This window comes from Pseudomonas sp. PDM10, assembly GCF_014852295.1.
In the GTDB taxonomy this organism is placed as follows: domain Bacteria; phylum Pseudomonadota; class Gammaproteobacteria; order Pseudomonadales; family Pseudomonadaceae; genus Aquipseudomonas.
In genome coordinates this window covers 173,091-190,996 of record NZ_JACVBJ010000009.1, presented here as the reverse complement: position 1 = coordinate 190,996, position 17,906 = coordinate 173,091, and the positions used below count along the sequence as shown (strand labels likewise).

16 protein-coding genes are annotated in these 17,906 nt (G+C 61.2%); 14 read left to right on the top strand and 2 right to left on the bottom strand.

The window, feature by feature from the left end:
• Positions 1-519 (bottom strand): DUF2062 domain-containing protein, encoded by a 519-nt coding sequence (locus tag IB252_RS28610; protein ID WP_192411012.1) that lies wholly within the window; start codon positions 517-519, stop codon positions 1-3.
• 135 nt (positions 520-654) lie between these two features.
• Here IB252_RS28610 and IB252_RS28605 point away from each other — a divergent pair, with 135 nt between their 5' ends.
• The 12 genes from IB252_RS28605 to IB252_RS28550 all read left to right on the top strand — a co-directional run bounded on the left by IB252_RS28605 (position 655) and on the right by IB252_RS28550 (position 12,101).
• Positions 655-2,877 (top strand): DNA internalization-related competence protein ComEC/Rec2, encoded by a 2,223-nt coding sequence (locus IB252_RS28605; protein WP_192411011.1) that lies wholly within the window; start codon positions 655-657, stop codon positions 2,875-2,877.
• A gap of 98 nt (positions 2,878-2,975) precedes the next feature.
• A complete protein-coding gene (locus IB252_RS28600; RefSeq protein WP_165934036.1) occupies positions 2,976-3,611 on the top strand; it encodes a MotA/TolQ/ExbB proton channel family protein in 636 nt (211 codons plus the stop codon).
• Positions 3,608-4,039, top strand: coding sequence for an ExbD/TolR family protein (locus tag IB252_RS28595; protein ID WP_008152382.1), 432 nt, complete (start codon positions 3,608-3,610; stop codon positions 4,037-4,039). The genes IB252_RS28600 and IB252_RS28595 overlap by 4 nt, the downstream gene beginning before the upstream one ends.
• Positions 4,039-5,049 (top strand): tetraacyldisaccharide 4'-kinase, encoded by a 1,011-nt coding sequence (lpxK, locus tag IB252_RS28590; RefSeq protein WP_192411010.1) that lies wholly within the window; start codon positions 4,039-4,041, stop codon positions 5,047-5,049. Before IB252_RS28595 ends, lpxK begins: the two co-directional genes overlap by 1 nt.
• Before the next feature lie 23 nt (positions 5,050-5,072).
• Positions 5,073-5,258: a Trm112 family protein gene (locus IB252_RS28585; protein WP_007945752.1), complete on the top strand. Its 186-nt coding sequence runs from the start codon at positions 5,073-5,075 to the stop codon at positions 5,256-5,258.
• On the top strand, positions 5,255-6,019 hold the full coding sequence (kdsB, locus tag IB252_RS28580) for a 3-deoxy-manno-octulosonate cytidylyltransferase (protein ID WP_008152377.1): 765 nt from the start codon (positions 5,255-5,257) through the stop codon (positions 6,017-6,019). Before IB252_RS28585 ends, kdsB begins: the two co-directional genes overlap by 4 nt.
• The gene (locus IB252_RS28575) at positions 6,019-6,483 is read left to right on the top strand and encodes a low molecular weight protein-tyrosine-phosphatase (RefSeq protein ID WP_111451767.1); all 465 of its coding nucleotides are present in this window, start codon (positions 6,019-6,021) and stop codon (positions 6,481-6,483) included. The genes kdsB and IB252_RS28575 overlap by 1 nt, the downstream gene beginning before the upstream one ends.
• A complete protein-coding gene (gene murB, locus IB252_RS28570; RefSeq protein ID WP_102614838.1) occupies positions 6,480-7,499 on the top strand; it encodes a UDP-N-acetylmuramate dehydrogenase in 1,020 nt (339 codons plus the stop codon). The genes IB252_RS28575 and murB overlap by 4 nt, the downstream gene beginning before the upstream one ends.
• A gap of 243 nt (positions 7,500-7,742) precedes the next feature.
• Positions 7,743-8,213, top strand: a complete 471-nt coding sequence (locus tag IB252_RS28565; RefSeq protein WP_192411009.1) for a (2Fe-2S)-binding protein — start codon at positions 7,743-7,745, stop codon at positions 8,211-8,213.
• The gene (locus IB252_RS28560) at positions 8,210-10,531 is read left to right on the top strand and encodes a xanthine dehydrogenase family protein molybdopterin-binding subunit (RefSeq protein WP_192411008.1); all 2,322 of its coding nucleotides are present in this window, start codon (positions 8,210-8,212) and stop codon (positions 10,529-10,531) included. Before IB252_RS28565 ends, IB252_RS28560 begins: the two co-directional genes overlap by 4 nt.
• Entirely contained in the window at positions 10,531-11,514 is a 984-nt protein-coding gene (locus IB252_RS28555; protein WP_192411007.1) for an XdhC family protein, read from the top strand. Before IB252_RS28560 ends, IB252_RS28555 begins: the two co-directional genes overlap by 1 nt.
• Positions 11,511-12,101 carry an NTP transferase domain-containing protein gene (locus IB252_RS28550; protein WP_192411006.1) on the top strand — a complete coding sequence of 197 codons (591 nt, stop codon included), beginning with the start codon at positions 11,511-11,513 and terminating at the stop codon, positions 12,099-12,101. The genes IB252_RS28555 and IB252_RS28550 overlap by 4 nt, the downstream gene beginning before the upstream one ends.
• Before the next feature lie 243 nt (positions 12,102-12,344).
• Here the strand turns inward: IB252_RS28550 and rne are convergent, their stop codons facing one another.
• Positions 12,345-15,575 carry a ribonuclease E gene (rne, locus tag IB252_RS28545; RefSeq protein WP_192411005.1) on the bottom strand — a complete coding sequence of 1,077 codons (3,231 nt, stop codon included), beginning with the start codon at positions 15,573-15,575 and terminating at the stop codon, positions 12,345-12,347.
• A 700-nt stretch (positions 15,576-16,275) separates the two neighbouring features.
• Here rne and rluC point away from each other — a divergent pair.
• A complete protein-coding gene (gene rluC / locus IB252_RS28540) occupies positions 16,276-17,238 on the top strand; it encodes a 23S rRNA pseudouridine(955/2504/2580) synthase RluC (protein ID WP_008152351.1) in 963 nt (320 codons plus the stop codon).
• Complete coding sequence (locus IB252_RS28535; RefSeq protein WP_192411004.1) at positions 17,225-17,887, top strand: HAD-IA family hydrolase; 663 nt, start codon at positions 17,225-17,227, stop codon at positions 17,885-17,887. The genes rluC and IB252_RS28535 overlap by 14 nt, the downstream gene beginning before the upstream one ends.
• The last annotated feature ends 19 nt before the right edge of the window (positions 17,888-17,906 follow it).

Below are 17,906 nucleotides of genomic sequence, written 5' to 3'. Positions count from 1 at the left end.
TTACTGCATCCGTCGTTTCTGGCGCCGCCGCCACTGCCGTCCTACCCACCAGCGCCAATACATCATGGTCAGGCAATAGGCGAGCGCGCCGAGCACCAGTCCCGTCACCACCGAGCCGAGTAAAAACGGCTGCCAAAGCGTCGAGAGTTCGCCGCTGATCCATTCCCAGGTCAGCTCGTCCGGCAAATGGCGGGTGGGAACGTCCATCAGCCAGGCTCCGGTCTGGTAAGTGCAGAAGAACACCGCCGGCATGGTGATCGGATTGGTCAGCCAGACCAGGCTGACCGCAATCGGCAGGTTGCCGCGCACCATGATGGCGAGAATGGCCGCGACCAGCATCTGCAACGGAATCGGCAGGAACGCCGCGAACAGACCCACCGCCATGGCCCGTGCGACGGAATGGCGGTTGAGGTGCCAGAGGTTCGGGTCATGCAGCAGGGTGCCGAGAAAGCGTAAGGACTTGTGTTCCCTGATGCTGATCGGGTCTGGCATGTAACGTTTGAATAAGCGCCGGGGCATAAGGCTTCTCGGTCGGTTAAGGCGGCAAGTATGTCTGGATTCTATGAGCTGCCCATTCAGACTTTGTGACAATTAATAACGATGCCTGTGCGATTAGCCGGCTATGCCTAGGAGGGAACTCTCAAGGACGGGCGTATGCGCACAGGGATGATGGCGCTGGCGTTGGGTCTGTTGATCCTGCGTTTTTTACCGGTATTACCGCCGGTCTGGTTATGGATGTTGCTGCCGGTCATCGGTTTGATGTTGCTGCCGTTTCGCAGCTATCCACTGGCATTTTTGCTGTTCGGCTTCAGTTGGGCAGGCGCGAATGCGCAGTGGGCGCTGGATGATCGGCTGCCGATGAGCCTCGATGGCGAAACCCGTTGGGTCGAAGGTCGGGTGACGGGATTGCCACAGAACAATGAGGCCGTCGTGCGTTTCGAGTTGGCCGACGCCCGGTCGCGACACGGCAAGGTGCCGCAACTGATGCGCCTGGCCTGGTATGACGGGCCGCCGGTCAACAGCGGCGAACAGTGGCGACTGGCGGTCAAGTTGAAGCGTCCTGCGGGGCTGCTCAACCCCCATGCCTTCGATTACGACGCCTGGCTGTTGGCGCAACGCATCGGCGCGACCGGGACGGTCAAGGCTGGCGAGCAGCTCAAGGAAGCCCAATGGGCCTGGCGCGACGGCATCCGTCAGCGCTTGCAGTCCGTGGATGCCCAGGGGCGAACGGGAGCGCTGACGGCGTTGGTGCTGGGGGATGGCGCCGGACTGAGTCGCGAAGACTGGCAGGTGCTGCAAGACACCGGCACCGTCCATCTGTTGGTGATTTCCGGACAACACATCGGGTTGTTGGCGGGGCTGGTGTATCTGTTGATCGCCGGGCTGGCCCGTTATGGCCTGTGGCCCAAACGCTTGCCTTGGCTGCCGTGGGCCTGTGGACTCGCGTTCGCGGCCGCTCTCGGTTATGGGCTGCTGGCCGGTTTCGAGGTGCCGGTGCGGCGGGCCTGCGTGATGATCGGCCTGGTGCTGTTGTGGCGCCTGCGATTTCGTCACCTCGGCGCCTGGTGGCCGCTGTTGCTGGCGCTCGACGGTGTTTTGCTACTGGATCCGCTGGCGAGTCTGCAACCGGGTTTCTGGCTGTCGTTCGCGGCGGTGGCGGTGTTGATCTTCACTTTCGGTGGTCGGCTGGGCCCCTGGCGCTGGTGGCAAACCTGGACCCGCGCCCAATGGCTGATCGCGATTGGCCTGTGCCCGTTGCTGCTGGTGCTCGGGTTGCCGATCAGTCTCAGCGGGCCGGTGGCCAATTTGCTCGCGGTGCCGTGGATCAGCGTGGTCGTGCTGCCCCCGGCATTGCTGGGCACGCTGTTTTTACCCCTTCCTTACGTGGGCGAAGGGTTGTTGTGGTTGGCAGGAGGTTTGATCGACCTTTTGTTCAAGGGCCTGACGCTGATGGCCGGGTACTTGCCCGCGTGGGTGCCGGTGGCCGTCCCGTTGTGGGTATGGGCACTCGGCACACTCGGTGCCTTTCTACTATTAATGCCTCGAGGTGTGCCGTTTCGCACGTTGGGTTGGCCGATGCTGCTGTTGCTGGTTTTTCCGCCCCGGGAGCGCTTGCCTGAAGGCATTGCCGAAGTCTGGCAGCTGGATGTCGGCCAGGGTTTGGCCATCCTGGTGCGTACCCGACATCACGCACTGTTGTATGACACCGGGCCACGTTTCGGCGATTTCGACCTGGGCGAGCGTGTGGTGCTGCCGGCATTACGCAAACTGGGTGTGGAGGGGCTCGATTTGATGTTGATCAGCCATGCCGACGCCGATCATGCGGGCGGCGCCCGGGCCGTTGCCAATGGTCTGCCGGTGAAACGGGTGGTCAGTGGCGATCCCCAGGCGCTGCGGCCCGAGTTGCAGGCCGAAGGCTGCGAGAGCGGCAAGCAATGGGTCTGGGATGATGTGAGGTTCCAGCTCTGGCAATGGTCTTCGGCCAGCGACAGCAATCAAAAATCCTGCGTCCTGCAGATAGAAGCCAACGGTGAGCGTCTGTTACTGACCGGCGATATAGACGCCGCAGCCGAGCGGGCGCTGCTCGACAGTCCACTGGCCGTCACCACTGATTGGTTGCAGGCGCCGCACCACGGCAGTCGCAGTTCGTCATCGATGGCGTTGCTTGCCGCGTTGCAGCCCAAGGCGGTGTTGATCTCTCGTGGCCAGGGAAATTCATTCGGTCATCCCCATCCCACAATCATGGCGCGCTATCGAAAGCGAGGCATTTCGATCCATGACAGTGCCGAGCAGGGTGCCATCCGTCTGCAACTGGGACGCTTCAAGCCGCCATGGACGATGCGTCAAGAACGGCGTTTCTGGCGCTCTGCACAGTAACCCGGAGTGATTAAACACCGACTGGATGCGACATCACGGTCTTCGGTGCGCTCACCCCCTATGTTAGAGTGGCGCACTTTTTCGAGGGGGCTGTCACTGTGTGGGAATTGGTCAAATCCGGCGGCTGGATGATGCTGCCGATCATTTTGAGTTCCATCGCGGCCATGGCAATCGTCGCCGAGCGTCTCTGGACCCTGCGAGCCAGCCGTGTGACCCCGGAGCATTTGCTCGGGCAAGTCTGGGTGTGGATCAAGGACAAGCAACTCAATAAAGAAAAACTCAAGGAATTGCGCGCCAACTCGCCGTTGGGCGAAATCCTCGCGGCTGGCCTGGCCAACTCCAGGCATGGTCGCGAGATCATGAAAGAGTGCATCGAAGAGGCTGCGGCACGGGTCATTCACGAGCTCGAACGTTACATCAACGCGTTGGGCACCATCGCCGCCATGGCCCCGTTGCTGGGTCTGTTGGGTACGGTGCTGGGCATGATCGACATTTTCAGCGCGTTCATGGGCACGGGCATGGGTACCAATGCTGCGGTGCTGGCTGGCGGTATTTCCAAAGCGCTGATCACCACGGCCGCAGGCCTGATGGTCGGTATCCCGGCGGTCTTCTTCCACCGATTCCTGCAACGCCGGATCGATGAACTGGTGGTCGGCATGGAGCAGGAAGCGATCAAACTGGTCGAGGTGGTACAGGGTGACCGTGATGTCGACCTGAATGGGGGCAAAGCGTGAAATTCCGCCGTAAACCGCGGGAAACGGTAGACATCAACCTCGCGTCGCTGATTGACGTGGTGTTTATCCTGCTGCTGTTTTTCGTGGTCACCACCACGTTTACCCGTGAAACCCAGTTGCGCGTGGATCTGCCGGAAGCGGTCAGTGGTTCCCCTGCCGAAGACCAGCAGGTCAAACACCTGGACGTTGCCATCAGTGCCGAAGGTGCCTTCTCGGTGAATAATCAGGTATTGCCCAAGAACGACCTGGCGACCCTGATGGACGCACTGCAGAAAGAATCCAGTGGCGACACCAACCTGCCGCTGTCCATCAGCGCCGACGGCAAGACCCAGCATCAGTCCGTCATTACCGCCATGGACGCCGCCGGCAAACTCGGTTTCAGTCACCTGCGCATGACCACTGTCGAGGCGGCGCCGCCCGCGCCCTGATGGCCATGTCCGATCGCTTGCTCGCCGCGTGGTACCAAGGTCATCCGGCCCTGAAGCTGTTGCAGCCGCTGGAGTGGTTGTATCGGCGCGTGGTCATTAACAAGCGCAAGCGTTTTCTGGCGGGTGAGGGCGAGATCTATCAACCGCCGGTGCCGCTGATCGTCGTGGGTAATATCACCGTCGGCGGCACCGGCAAGACGCCGCTGATTCTGTGGATGATCCAGCACTGCCAGCGCAGCGGTTTGCGGGTCGGCGTGGTCAGTCGGGGTTATGGCGCCAAGCCGCCACAACTGCCGTGGCGGGTTGAGGCGGATCAAAGCGCCGAGATCGCGGGCGACGAACCGCTGTTGATCGTCCAGCGCACCGGCGTTCCGTTGATGATCGACCCGGACCGCAGCAGCGCCGTCAAAGCCCTGCTGGCGAGTGAACCACTGGACTTGATCCTGTCCGACGACGGCATGCAGCATTACCGACTGGCCCGCGACCTTGAACTGGTGCTGATCGATGCCGCCCGCGGCCTGGGCAATCAGCGTTGCCTGCCAGCCGGGCCGTTGCGTGAACCGGTCGAGCGTCTGCAAAGTGTCGACGCGGTGCTCTACAACGGTGCCGATGCCGATCGCGACGGCGGTTTTGCTTTCCAGCTTCAACCCACCGAATTGATCAATCTGCACAGCGGCGAGCGGCGTCCCCTCGACCACTTTCCCGCTGGCCAGGCCCTGCACGCCGTGGCCGGGATCGGCAATCCGCAGCGTTTCTTCACAACCCTCGAAACGTTACACTGGCAGCCAGTGCCGCATGCGTTTGCCGACCACGCCGAATACAGCGTGCAGGCCTTGAATTTCACACCGTCATTGCCGTTGGTGATGACCGAAAAGGACGCGGTGAAGTGCCGTGCCTTCGCCGCCGCCGATTGGTGGTACCTGGCGGTCGATGCTGCGCCATCACCGGCTTTCGTGGCCTGGTTCGATACGCAGCTGATGCGCCTGTTGCCGGCTCGTCTTTTGCCTTAAATCCATTTATCCAGGGAATGCTCATGGACACCAAATTGCTCGATATCCTCGCTTGCCCGGTCTGCAAAGGCCCGCTCAAGCTCAGCGCCGACAAAACCGAGCTGATCAGCAAAGGCGCAGGCCTGGCTTACCCGATTCGTGACGGCATCCCGGTGATGCTCGAAACCGAAGCCCGCACCCTGACCACCGACGAGCGTCTGGATAAATGACCACAGCCTTTACCGTTGTCATTCCATCGCGTTACGCCTCCACCCGCTTGCCGGGCAAGCCGCTGCTGCTGATCGCCGGCAAGCCGATGATCCAGCACGTCTGGGAACAGGCGAGCAAAAGCAGTGCTCAGCGCGTGGTGGTTGCCACTGACGATGCGCGCATCGTCGAGGCCTGCAAAGGGTTTGGCGCTGAAGTGGTGCTGACCCGCGAAGATCACAATTCCGGCACCGACCGTTTGGCTGAAGTCGCCGCGAAACTGGGCCTGGCGCCCGACGCCATTGTGGTCAACGTCCAGGGTGACGAACCGTTGATCCCGCCGAGCGTGATCGATCAGGTGGCCGCCAACCTGGCCGCCCACACCGAAGCGCGCATGGCCACGCTGGCCGAGCCGATCGAAGACGTGGAAACCCTGTTCAATCCCAACGTGGTCAAGGTTGTCAGCGACCTTAATGGCCTGGCGCTGACCTTCAGTCGTGCCACCTTGCCGTGGGCCCGGGACGCGTTCGCCAAAAGCCGCGAGCAATTGCCGGAAGGCGTGCCGTATCGTCGGCACATTGGCATCTATGCCTACCGCGCCGGTTTCCTGCATGACTTCGTCAGCTGGGGCCCGTGCTGGCTGGAAAATACCGAATCCCTGGAACAGCTACGCGCCCTGTGGCACGGCGTGCGGATTCACGTCGCCGACGCGCTGATCGCACCGCCGACCGGCGTCGACACCGTCGAAGACCTTGAGCGCGTTCGTCGCCTGCTGGAGGCCTGATGCGGGTTTTGTTTGTCTGCCTGGGCAACATCTGCCGTTCCCCCACGGCCGAAGGCGTGTTGCGACATAAACTGCGCGAAGCGGGGCTGGCCGATCAAATCGAAGTCGCCTCCGCGGGTACCGGTGACTGGCACGTCGGCAAGGCCCCGGACAAGCGCAGCCAGGCGGCGGCCAAGCTGCGCGGTTATGACCTGTCCGCCCAGCGCGCCCAGCAAGTGTCCCGCGCCGATTTCGCCACCTACGACCTGATTCTGGCGATGGACCACAGCAACCTGCGCAACCTCGAGGCCTTGCAACCGGCCAAGGGCAAAGCCGAGCTGGACCTGTTCCTGCGTCGCTATCAGTCGGAAATCGATGAAGTGCCGGATCCGTACTACGACGGCGACCAAGGCTTTGAGCAGGTACTGGACCTGATCGAGCGCGCCAGTGATTTGCTGGTGATCGAATTGAAGGGACGGTTATGAGTTTGCAGGTCCAACCCCGGGTTTCGCTCAAGCCGTTCAACACCTTTGGCGTCGATGTTCAGGCCCGGCTGTTTGCCGAGGCCCATAACGATGCCGACGTGCGTGAAGCCCTGGCTTATGCGGTGGAACATGACGTGCCGCTGCTGGTGATTGGCGGTGGCAGCAACCTGCTGCTGACGGCCGATATCCAGTCGTTGGTGCTGCGCATGGCCACCCGTGGGATTCGCATCCTGAGCGATGACGGCAGCAAAGTCGTGATCGAAGCCGAGGCCGGTGAGCCTTGGCATCCGTTCGTGCAGCACACCCTGGCGCAGGGGTTGTCGGGACTGGAGAACCTCAGCCTGATTCCCGGCACCGTCGGTGCGGCACCGATGCAGAACATCGGCGCCTATGGTGTGGAGATCAAGGACGTGTTCGCCGGCCTGACCGCGCTGGATCGCCAGACCGGTGACTTGCGGGATTTCACCCTGGAAGAATGCAACTTCGCCTACCGCGACAGCCTGTTCAAACAGGAACCGGGGCGTTGGTTGATCCTGCGGGTACGTTTCATCCTGGACCGCGCCGCGCACCTGCATCTGGAGTACGGCCCGGTGCGTCAGCGCCTGACCGAGCAAGGTATCGATCACCCGACCGCCACCGATGTCAGCCAGGCGATTTGCAGCATTCGCAACGAAAAGCTTCCGGACCCGGCAGTGCTCGGCAATGCCGGCAGCTTCTTCAAGAATCCGTTGGTGCCAGCGGCGCTCGTCGCGCAACTCAAAGGTGAATACCCGGATCTGGTGGCCTACGCGCAACCCGACGGGCAGATGAAACTGGCGGCGGGGTGGCTGATCGAGCGGGCCGGCTGGAAAGGTTTCCGTGAAGCCGATGCCGGCGTGCATAAATTGCAGGCATTGGTGCTGGTCAACTACGGCAACGCGACCGGTCTGCAATTGCTGAACCTGGCGCAACGCATCCAGAAAGACATTTCAGAACGTTTTCATGTCGACCTGGAAATGGAGCCCAATCGGTATTGAGGCTACGCTTTCAAGAATGATCTAAAAGCCCTGCACACGTTTAACGGTGCAGGGCTTTTTTGTTAATGCTGGGTTAACTTAGCCACCTAACGATGCAAACGTTTGCTCCACCAAAGGCCCGATGCAGACGCTACCGTCCGTATAAGAGAGCCCATTTAGCCTGAGCCGATCTGCGTGATACCAACCGCCAACCCTGGGCGGCAGATTGCTCGACCCCATAACCAATAATATGCGGGCGTGCCCATGATTACCCTGAAGCTCAATGGTCAAGACCATCAACTCGATGTCACCGAGGACATGCCGCTGCTCTGGGCGATCCGCGACGTGGCCGGTTACAACGGCACCAAATTCGGCTGCGGCATGGGCCTGTGCGGCGCCTGCACCATCCATATCGACGGCGCCCCGGCGCGCTGTTGCATCACGCCGATCGGTTCAGTGGTCGGCCAGAACGTCACCACCATCGATAACCTGCACGCCGACCCGGTCGGGCAAGTCGTCCAGCAAGCCTGGCTCGACACCGCCGTGGCCCAGTGTGGTTTCTGCCAGGGCGGGCAGATCATGTCCGCCACGGCGTTGCTCAAGACCAACCCGAACCCCAGCGACGAACAGATCGAAGAGGCGATGGTCGGCAACATTTGCCGCTGCGGCACGTACAACCGCATCAAGACCGCCATCCGCCAGGCATCCACTCACCTGAAGGAGGCCAAGGCATGAGCCAGTTACCGAATGATTTCGCGCTGAGCAACCTCAGTCGTCGCGGTTTCCTCAAAGGCGTTGGCGCCACCGGTGCGTTGGTTTTGGTGGCGAGTTGGGGCTGGCAAGATGCTTTGGCTGCGGAGAAAGACAAGAAATTCGGCGCCGATGGCATGCCCAACGGCTGGATCGACGATCCAAAGGTTTACGTCAGCATTGCCGCTGACGGCAGGGTGACCGTGGTCTGCAACCGTTCGGAAATGGGCCAGGGTGTGCGCACCAGTCTGACGATGGTGGTGGCCGATGAACTGGACGCCGACTGGGCGATGATGAAGGTGCAACAGGCGCCGGGCGACGAAGTGCGCTTCGGCAACCAGGACACCGATGGCTCGCGCAGCATGCGCCACTGGTACGAGCCGATGCGTCGCTGCGGTGCTGCCGCGCGGACCATGCTTGAACAAGCCGCTGCCGAACAGTGGAAAGTGCCGGTCAGCGAATGCCATGCGCAATTGCATAAAGTCATCCATAAACCGAGCGGTCGTGAGCTGGGTTACGGCGCCTTGGCCGCCGCGGCCGGTGCGTTGGCAGTGCCGGCGCGTGACAGCCTGCGGCTCAAGCAGCCGTCGGAGTTCCGCTACATTGGCAAGGAAGGCACCAAGGCCATCGACGGTGCCGACATCGTCAATGGCCGCGCCATTTACGGCGCAGACGTTCATTTCGACGGCATGCTCTACGCCACCATTGCACGCCCTGCGGTGTACGGCGGCAAGGTCAAGTCCGTCGATTCCAGTGCCGCGATGAAAGTCCCGGGCGTGATCAAGGTCGTGCAGATCGAAGGTCATCCGCTGCCGTCGGAGTTTCAGCCATTGGGCGGCGTGGCCGTGGTCGCCAATAATACCTGGGCGGCGATCAAGGGCCGCGAAGCGCTGAAAATCGAGTGGGATGATGGCCCTAACGCCAGTTACGACTCGATCGCCTACCGCAAGGAAATTGAGGCAGCCTCCCTCAAACCCGGCAAAGTGGTGCGCAATACCGGCAGCATCGACGAAGCAATGGGCAGCGCCGACAGCACGCTTGAAGCGTCCTATTACCTGCCGCACCTGACGCAAGCCCCCATGGAACCGATGGTCGCCATCGCCCGCTTCAAGGACGGTGTGTGCGAAGCCTGGGCCCCAAGCCAGGCCCCCCAAGTCACCCGCGAACGCATTGGTGAACGCCTCGGCATTGCGTTCGATAACGTCACCTTTAACGTCACTTTGCTGGGCGGCGGTTTCGGGCGTAAATCCAAACCGGACTTCATCATCGAAGCGGCCATCCTCGCCAAGGAATTCCCCGGCAAGGCCGTGCGGGTGCAATGGACCCGTGAAGACGACATCCACTGCTCCTATTTCCACACGGTGTCGGCCGAGTACCTGAAAGCCAGCCTGAACAAGGACGGCCTGCCGTCCGGCTGGTTGCACCGCACCGTGGCGCCGAGCATCACCGCGTTGTTTGCGCCGGGCATGAACCACGAGGCAGCCTTCGAACTGGGCATGGGTTTCACCAACATGGCTTACGCGATCCCCAACGTGCGCCTGGAAAACCCGGAAGCGGCGATTCACACCCGGGTCGGCTGGTATCGCTCGGTGTCGAACATTCCTCACGGTTTTGCGATTCAGAGCTTTGTCGATGAACTGGCGCACAAGGCCGGCCAGGACCCGCTCAAGTACCAGATCAAATTGCTGGGCCCGGACCGGCAGATCGATCCGCGCACCTTGAGTGAAGAGTGGAACTACGGCGAATCCCCCGAGCGTTATCCGATCGATACCGCGCGGATGCGCACGGTGCTGGAAACCGCTGCCAAAGCCGCCGGTTGGGGTCGTGAGTTACCCAAGGGCCGAGGTCTGGGGCTGGCGGTGCATTACAGCTTCGTGACTTATGTGGCGGCGGTGATCGAGGTTGAAGTCAAAGACGACGGCACGCTGATCGTGCACAAGGCCGACATCGCAGTGGATTGCGGTCCGCAGATCAACCCCGAGCGGATTCGCTCGCAGTTCGAAGGCGCCTGTGTCATGGGGCTGGGCAACGCGGTGCTGGGGGAAATCAGCTTCAAGGACGGTAAGGTCCAGCAGGACAACTTCCACATGTACGAAGTGGCGCGCATGTCCCTGGCGCCGAAGGAAGTCGCGGTTCATCTGGTCACGCCGCCAGGCAATGTGCCACTGGGCGGTGTCGGTGAACCGGGCGTGCCACCGATTGCGCCAGCACTGTGCAACGCAATCTTTGCCGCCACCGGCAAGCGCATCCGCAACTTGCCGGTTCGCTATCAGCTGCAAGGTTGGCAGAAGGCACAAGCCTGATGGACAGCGTCGATCTGAACGTCCTGCGCAGCGTGCTCGAATGGCGCCGCACCGGTCAGCGGGTGGTGTTGTACAGCGTGGTCCAGACCTGGGGCACCGCGCCGCGGGCACCTGGCGCCATGCTGGCGTTGCGTGAAGATGGTGTGGTGATTGGCTCGGTGTCTGGTGGTTGTGTCGAAGACGATTTGATTGCCCGGCTGCATGACGGTCGGATTCCCGCCGATGGGCCGCCGGTGCAGTTGATCACTTACGGCGTCACCCGTGAGGAGGCGGCACGCTTCGGTTTGCCGTGCGGCGGCACCTTGCGCCTGACCGAGGAGCGGGTCGGCGATCCGGCTTGGGTCGCCGAGTTGCTGGCGCGCTGCGAGGAACATGAAATCGTGGCTCGCTCGCTCAGTGTCGAGACGGGTGAAGTCACGCTGCAAGCGGCTGACAAGACGGATGTCCTGACGTTCGATGGCAAGACGCTACGGGCCATTTACGGCCCGCGTTGGCGGCTGTTGCTGATCGGTGCGGGGCAGTTGTCCCGGTATGTCGCCGAAATGGCACGGCTGCTGGATTTCGAAGTGCTGATCTGCGATCCGCGCACCGAGTTCGTTTACGGCTGGGAAGAGCAGCACGGGCGATTTGTTTCGGGTATGCCCGATGACGCGGTACTCAGCATCCAGACTGACGAGCGTACGGCCATCGTCGCACTGACCCACGATCCTCGACTCGATGACATGGCGCTGCTGACGGCGCTGGACTCCAGGGCGTTTTATGTCGGTGCCCTGGGGTCGCGGGTCAACAGCTTGAAGCGCCGGGACAATCTGGCTCAGCTAGGCTTGTCACAAGAGGCTATCGCTCGGCTGCACGGTCCGATCGGTTTGCACATTGGCAGCCACACACCGGCGGAAATCGCTTTGTCGCTGCTGGCTGAAATTGTCGCGATCAAGAACGGTGTCGAGCTCAAGCAGAAGAAGCTGTTGCAGGAGGGCGTATGAGCGAATCCATCGGCGTCATTGTGCTGGCAGCGGGGCAGGGCCGTCGGTTTCGACAGGAGGCCGGTGCCGAGCGGGACAAGCTGGTGGCGGATTGCACGGGGCGCGACGGCGCTGTGCATTCGATGATCGAGCAAGTGCTGGTGAATTTGCCAGCGTCTCTTGAGAAGCGCGTCCTGGTGACCACGGTGGATCGACCGCAAGTGATCCGCATGGCCAAGGCTTATGGTTGCGAAATTGTGCTGATTGAATCGACCGGCATGGGCGACAGCATCGCGGCCGGGGTGGCGGCGTGTCCGCAGCTCGGTGGCTGGCTGATTGTGCTGGGGGATATGCCGTTCATCCTTCCGTCGAGTATTGAGCGTGTGGTGGCGGAGATTGCTGATGACGCCGTCAGTGTTCCGGTGCATGAAGGCGAGTTCGGGCATCCGGTGGGATTTGGGCGCAGCTTTGGTCCGGCGTTAATGGCGTTGTCCGGCGATCGAGGGGCCAAGGCGTTGTTCGCGCAGGCGAGAGTAGTCGAGGTGGTCGTGGACGATCCTGGGGTGTTGTGGGATGTGGATGTGCCGGAGAAATTGACCTTCCAGTAGCCTCGACATAGATCCCCTGTGGGAGCGAGCCTGCTCGCGATAGCGTTCGATCAGCTTGCATAAGTATCGAATGTTAAACCGCCATCGCGAGCAGGCTCGCTCCCACAGAGGGTGATATTTGCGGTGTCTAGTCCTGAATAAGGTTTACACCTTCTGGCTTCTCATCAGGAAGGTGCAATGGACACGGGCATAAAAAAAGCCCCGCCTGGATCACCAGGCGGGGCTTTTTAGTGGCCGATGGAATCAGACGAGAGGTTTAGGCTCGTGTTCTTTTTCCAGGGCTTGCTCGTGTTGCTCTACCGCTTCCTGAACGGAGCGCGGTGCTTCTTCGATCACTGATTCAGCGGGTTCGGCAGCAGCGATTTCAGCAGCCGGGGCAGGTGCTGCCTCGATGACTTCAGCGACAACCGGTGCTGGTTCGACAGCCGCCGGAGCAGCAGCGGCAGCCAGTTCGGCTTCCTTCTGCAGACGCTCCTCTTCACGCTTGCGACGACGCACTTCACGTGGGTCGTTCGGCGCACGGCCACTTGGCGTCAGGGCGCTGACAGGGGCGGCTTCGACTTGCGGTGCGGCCACTTCGGCAACAACCGGCGCTTCAACCACCGGAGCAGGCTCGGCAGCAGCAACCACTGGCTCGGACACCATGGCCTCGGCTTCTGGCGCTTCGGCGACAGGTGGCTCGGCAACCCAGTTGAACGCCGTTTGCTCTTCGCGAACTTCACGGACAGCTTCGGTGACTGTTTCGCTGGCTGTTTCGGCTGCCGGTTCTGCGGCAACTACTGGCTCAGCGGCAGCTTCGAATACAGGCTGTGCTTCACGAACCGGGGCCACTTCGATTTCCGGAGCGGCGGTGGCTTCGACCGGAGTCGTTGCTTCAACCACTGGCGCTTCCACTGGAGCCGTTTCCAGGGTGGCGGCAGTTGCGCGTTCGGCTTGCTCGTTAGCCTGTGCTTCGGCTGGAGCGCTGATCACGGTGCTGGCAACGGCTGCGGTAACAGCCAGGCCGGCGGCCAGATCGGCTGCGCTTGGCGCTTGGCTGGTTTCGGCAGCTTCGTTACCTTCGGCGGACTCGGATTCTTCCGAACCTTCGATCACGTTACCGTTGGCATCGCGCTGACGCTCGCGACGGTTGCTGCGACGACGCTGGCCACGGGAACGGCGGCGTGGGCGATCGCCTTCGGCGCCGTCCTGACCGTCTTCCTGCAGTTGCTCTTCGTTGGTAACCAGTTCTTCTTCAGCTACAGCGGCAGCGGCTTGGGCTTGCTCGGCACGTGGCTGACGTTCTTCACGCGGTGGGCGTGGAGCACGTTCTTCACGTGGCTGACGAGCTGGACGCTCTTCAACGGCAGCAGCGGTAGCAGCGGCGGCCGGAGCGGCATCCAGAGGCTCGCGCAGTTCACGAACCGGACGCTCTTCACGATCGCCACGTGGCTTGCGATCTTCGCGAGGAGCGCGCGGTGCACGTTCTTCACGAGGTGCGCGTGGTGCGCGCTCTTCACGTGGTGCGCGCTCTTCACGTGGAGCGCGTTCTTCGCGGGCGACTGCTACTGCTGGCGTTTCCTCGCGGGCTTCGCGTGGCTCACGTGGTGCGCGCTCTTCACGCGGTGCACGTTCCTCGCGAGGCTTGCGTTCTTCATCGCGGCGACCGTTACGGTTGCGGCTCTGCTGACGACCATTGCGACGCTCTTCGTTGCGGGCCGGACGCTCGGTGGTTGCCGGTTTTTCAACCACCACCGGAGCAGCAGGCTCTTCCTTGGTCGCGAACAGGCTGACCAGCGACTTCACCAGGCCTTTGAACAGGCTTGGCTCCGGCGCGGCGACCGGTGCGGCAACAGGAGCGGCAGCGACGACTTCGGTCGGAACCGGAGCGTTGGCGCGGGCCGGAGCTGTCTTGACCGCGGCTTCCTGGCGTACCAGGGTGCGGGTCGCAGCGGCTGGCTGGACTTCTTCGACTTCGGCAGCGGCAGCAGCGATTTCGTAGCTGGACTGGCCGACTGCGGCTTCCGGGCTGTCATCGCGCAAACGCTGCACTTCGAAGTGCGGCGTTTCGAGGTGATCGTTCGGCAGAATGACGATGCGGGCACGGGTGCGCAGTTCGATCTTGGTGATCGAGTTGCGTTTTTCGTTGAGCAGGAACGCGGCGACCGGGATCGGCACTTGGGCACGAACTTCGGCAGTGCGGTCTTTCAGGGCTTCTTCTTCGATCAGGCGCAGAATCGCCAGCGACAGCGATTCAACGTCACGGATGATGCCGGTGCCGTTGCAACGCGGGCAAACGATGCCGCTGCTTTCGCCCAGCGATGGACGCAGGCGCTGACGGGACATTTCCAACAGGCCGAAGCGCGAGATGCGACCGACTTGCACGCGAGCGCGGTCGGCTTCCAAGCATTCGCGGACTTTCTCTTCCACGGCGCGCTGGTTCTTGGCAGGGGTCATGTCGATGAAGTCGATGACGATCAGGCCGCCGATGTCGCGCAAGCGCAACTGACGGGCGATTTCTTCGGCGGCTTCAAGGTTGGTCTGCAGAGCGGTTTCTTCGATGTCGCTGCCTTTGGTGGCGCGCGCCGAGTTGATGTCGATGGACACCAGGGCTTCGGTCGGATCGATAACGATGGAGCCACCGGAAGGCAGTTCAACGACGCGCTGGAAAGCGGTCTCGATCTGGCTTTCGATCTGGAAACGGTTGAACAGCGGAACGCTGTCTTCGTAGAGCTTGATCTTGCTGGCGTACTGCGGCATCACCTGGCGGATGAAGGTCAGGGCTTCGTCCTGGGCTTCAACGCTGTCGATCAGCACTTCGCCGATGTCCTGGCGCAGGTAATCGCGGATGGCGCGGATGATCACGTTGCTTTCCTGGTAGATCAGGAACGGCGCGGAGCGATCCAGCGAGGCTTCTTTGATGGCGGTCCAGAGTTGCAGCAGGTAGTCGAGGTCCCACTGCATTTCTTCGCTGCTGCGGCCCAGGCCGGCAGTGCGAACGATCAGGCCCATGTCGGCTGGAGCAACCAGGCCGTTCAGGGCTTCACGCAGTTCGTTGCGCTCTTCACCTTCGATGCGACGGGAAATACCGCCGGCACGCGGGTTGTTCGGCATCAGAACCAGGTAACGACCGGCCAGGCTGATGAAGGTGGTCAGGGCTGCGCCCTTGTTGCCACGTTCTTCTTTTTCGACCTGAACGATGACTTCCTGGCCTTCGCTCAGGACGTCCTTGATATTGACGCGGCCTTCGGGGGCTTTCTTGAAGTATTCGCGGGAGATTTCTTTGAGGGGCAGGAAGCCGTGGCGCTCAGAGCCGAAATCGACAAAGGCAGCCTCAAGGCTTGGTTCGATGCGAGTAATCCGGCCTTTATAGATGTTGGCCTTTTTCTGCTCGCGTGCACCGGATTCGATGTCCAGGTCGTAGAGGCGTTGGCCATCTACCAGTGCAACACGCAACTCTTCGGGTTGAGTTGCGTTAATCAGCATTCTTTTCATGTAGTACCGTCGGTTTCCGGGCTGCCGGAAACGGCGTTCGGCACACACGACTTCTCATGGTCGGTGTCAGGTGCGTCAGGAGTGGTTGGACACTCCAGTGTCTAGCGATGGCGGCCAATGTGGGCCGGCGTCGCGACGTACGCGTCCTGCTTGCTGTGGCTACTTAAGCACTCAGTCAGGAGGAGGAATCAACCAGCGGCTGTGGACGAGATGAAGCGTCTTGATAAAGCCTATTGCTACACAGTCCAGCGGTTGTGCATCTCCACCCTACACGTATCCCTGATAATTCGGGTGCTGCCGCGCGCAGAATCCGCAGCGGGTTGGCATTTACCGTGAGCTCCGAAAGGGGAGGTCACGCATCATGGCTAATTTAGGCGTTGTTTCCGAAGCGTTCGCTCGGGGTTGTTCGTAGCTGACTGCACTTTGTGAACTGGCCGTGAATATTTGCTCGCAAGGCGAGTGAAAACTCTGCTTTGCGGCATGCTTCAGGCCTCATGTCACCTGCGCTCGTTACAACTGCAAACTCTACCGTTTCGTAGCGAAAGCCCCGTAGGACGGCCTCTCGTCCTCGTGAATTGCGTTGGTCAGGGCCGGTTTTTGACCGTTAGTCCGCTGTCCAGGCCACTTTTGGCGGCGTTCGCGACTATAGCAGCAATGATTAAGTGCTTCAATTCCATAAAAAATTGTTATCATCCGCACCATGACGACTACTGCCCCTTCGACCCCAGCCGTACAACTGCTGGAGGTCTCGCCGGAATATGCCGGCCAACGTATTGATAACTTCCTTCTCGCTCGGCTCAAAGGCGTGCCCAAGACCTTGATTTACCGCATTTTGCGCAAAGGCGAAGTGCGAGTGAACAAAGGTCGGATCAAGCCCGAATACAAGCTGCAGGCGGGCGATATCGTGCGCGTGCCGCCGGTTCGCGTGCCTGAGCGTGACGAGCCGGTGCCACTGGCCCAAGGCCTGCTGCAGCGCCTCGAAGCCTCGATTGTGTTCGAGGACAAGGCGTTGATCGTGATCAACAAGCCTTGCGGTATCGCGGTTCACGGCGGCAGCGGCTTGACTTACGGGGTGATCGAAGCCTTTCGTCAGTTGCGTCCCGATTGCAAGGAGCTCGAGCTGGTTCACCGTCTCGACCGTGACACCTCCGGCCTGCTGATGATCGCCAAGAAGCGCAGCATGCTGCGTCACTTGCACACGGCATTGCGCGGCGATGGCGTCGACAAGCGCTACATGGCGCTGGTTCGCGGCAACTGGGCGGCCTCGATCAAGCAAGTCCGGGCGTCGCTCGGCAAAAGCAATCTGCGCTCCGGCGAGCGTATGGTCGAGGTCGACGAGGAGGAGGGCAAGGAGTCGGTGACCGTGTTCAAGGTCCTGCGTCGTTTCGGCGACTTTGCCACCCTGATCGAAGCCAAGCCGATTACTGGCCGGACTCACCAGATCCGCGTCCACACCCTGCACGCCGGGCATTGCATCGCCGGTGACACCAAGTACGGCGATGAAGGCTTCAGCAAAGAAATTCGTGACCTGGGCGGAAAGCGCCTGTTCCTGCACGCCTACCTGCTGACCGTGCCGCTGCCTGATGGCGGTGAGTTGAAGTTGCAGGCGCCGGTCGACGAGATGTGGGCTAAAACCGTGGAGCGCCTGAGTGCACCCATCTGATTACAAGCTGCTGATTTTCGATTGGGACGGCACGCTCGCCGACTCCATTGGTCGGATTGTCGAGTCGATGCATATCGCGTCCGAGCGCTCCGGTTTTCAGTTGCGCGATGATTTTTCCGTCAAGGGCATCATCGGTCTTGGCTTGCCGGAAGCGATTCGCACGTTGTATCCGGAAATTGGTGACGACGAACTGGTGGCCTTCCGTCAGTACTATGCTGATCACTACATCGCCTCGGAAGCCGTGCCTTCGCCGTTGTTCGAAGGTGTGGTCGAGTCGATGGAGGCGTTTCGTGCCGAGGGTTATCACTTGGCGGTCGCGACCGGCAAGGCTCGTCGCGGTCTGGATAGGGTGCTGAAGTCTCACGGCTGGGAGGATTATTTCGATATCACCCGCGCGGCCGACGAAACCGCCAGCAAACCCCATCCGTTAATGCTTGAGCAGATCCTCGCTCACTGCGAGGTTCGCCCGGAGCAGGCGCTGATGGTGGGCGATTCGTCCTTTGACTTGCAGATGGCACGTAATGCTGGCATGGATTCGGTGGCCGTCAGCTATGGTGCGCAATCGATCGAAGCGTTGAAATTATTCGAGCCGGTACTGGCTATTAATCGTTTTTCAGAATTGCGTGCCTGGCTGAGTCAGCGGGCTTAATAGGTTTTTGTTGGGGAAA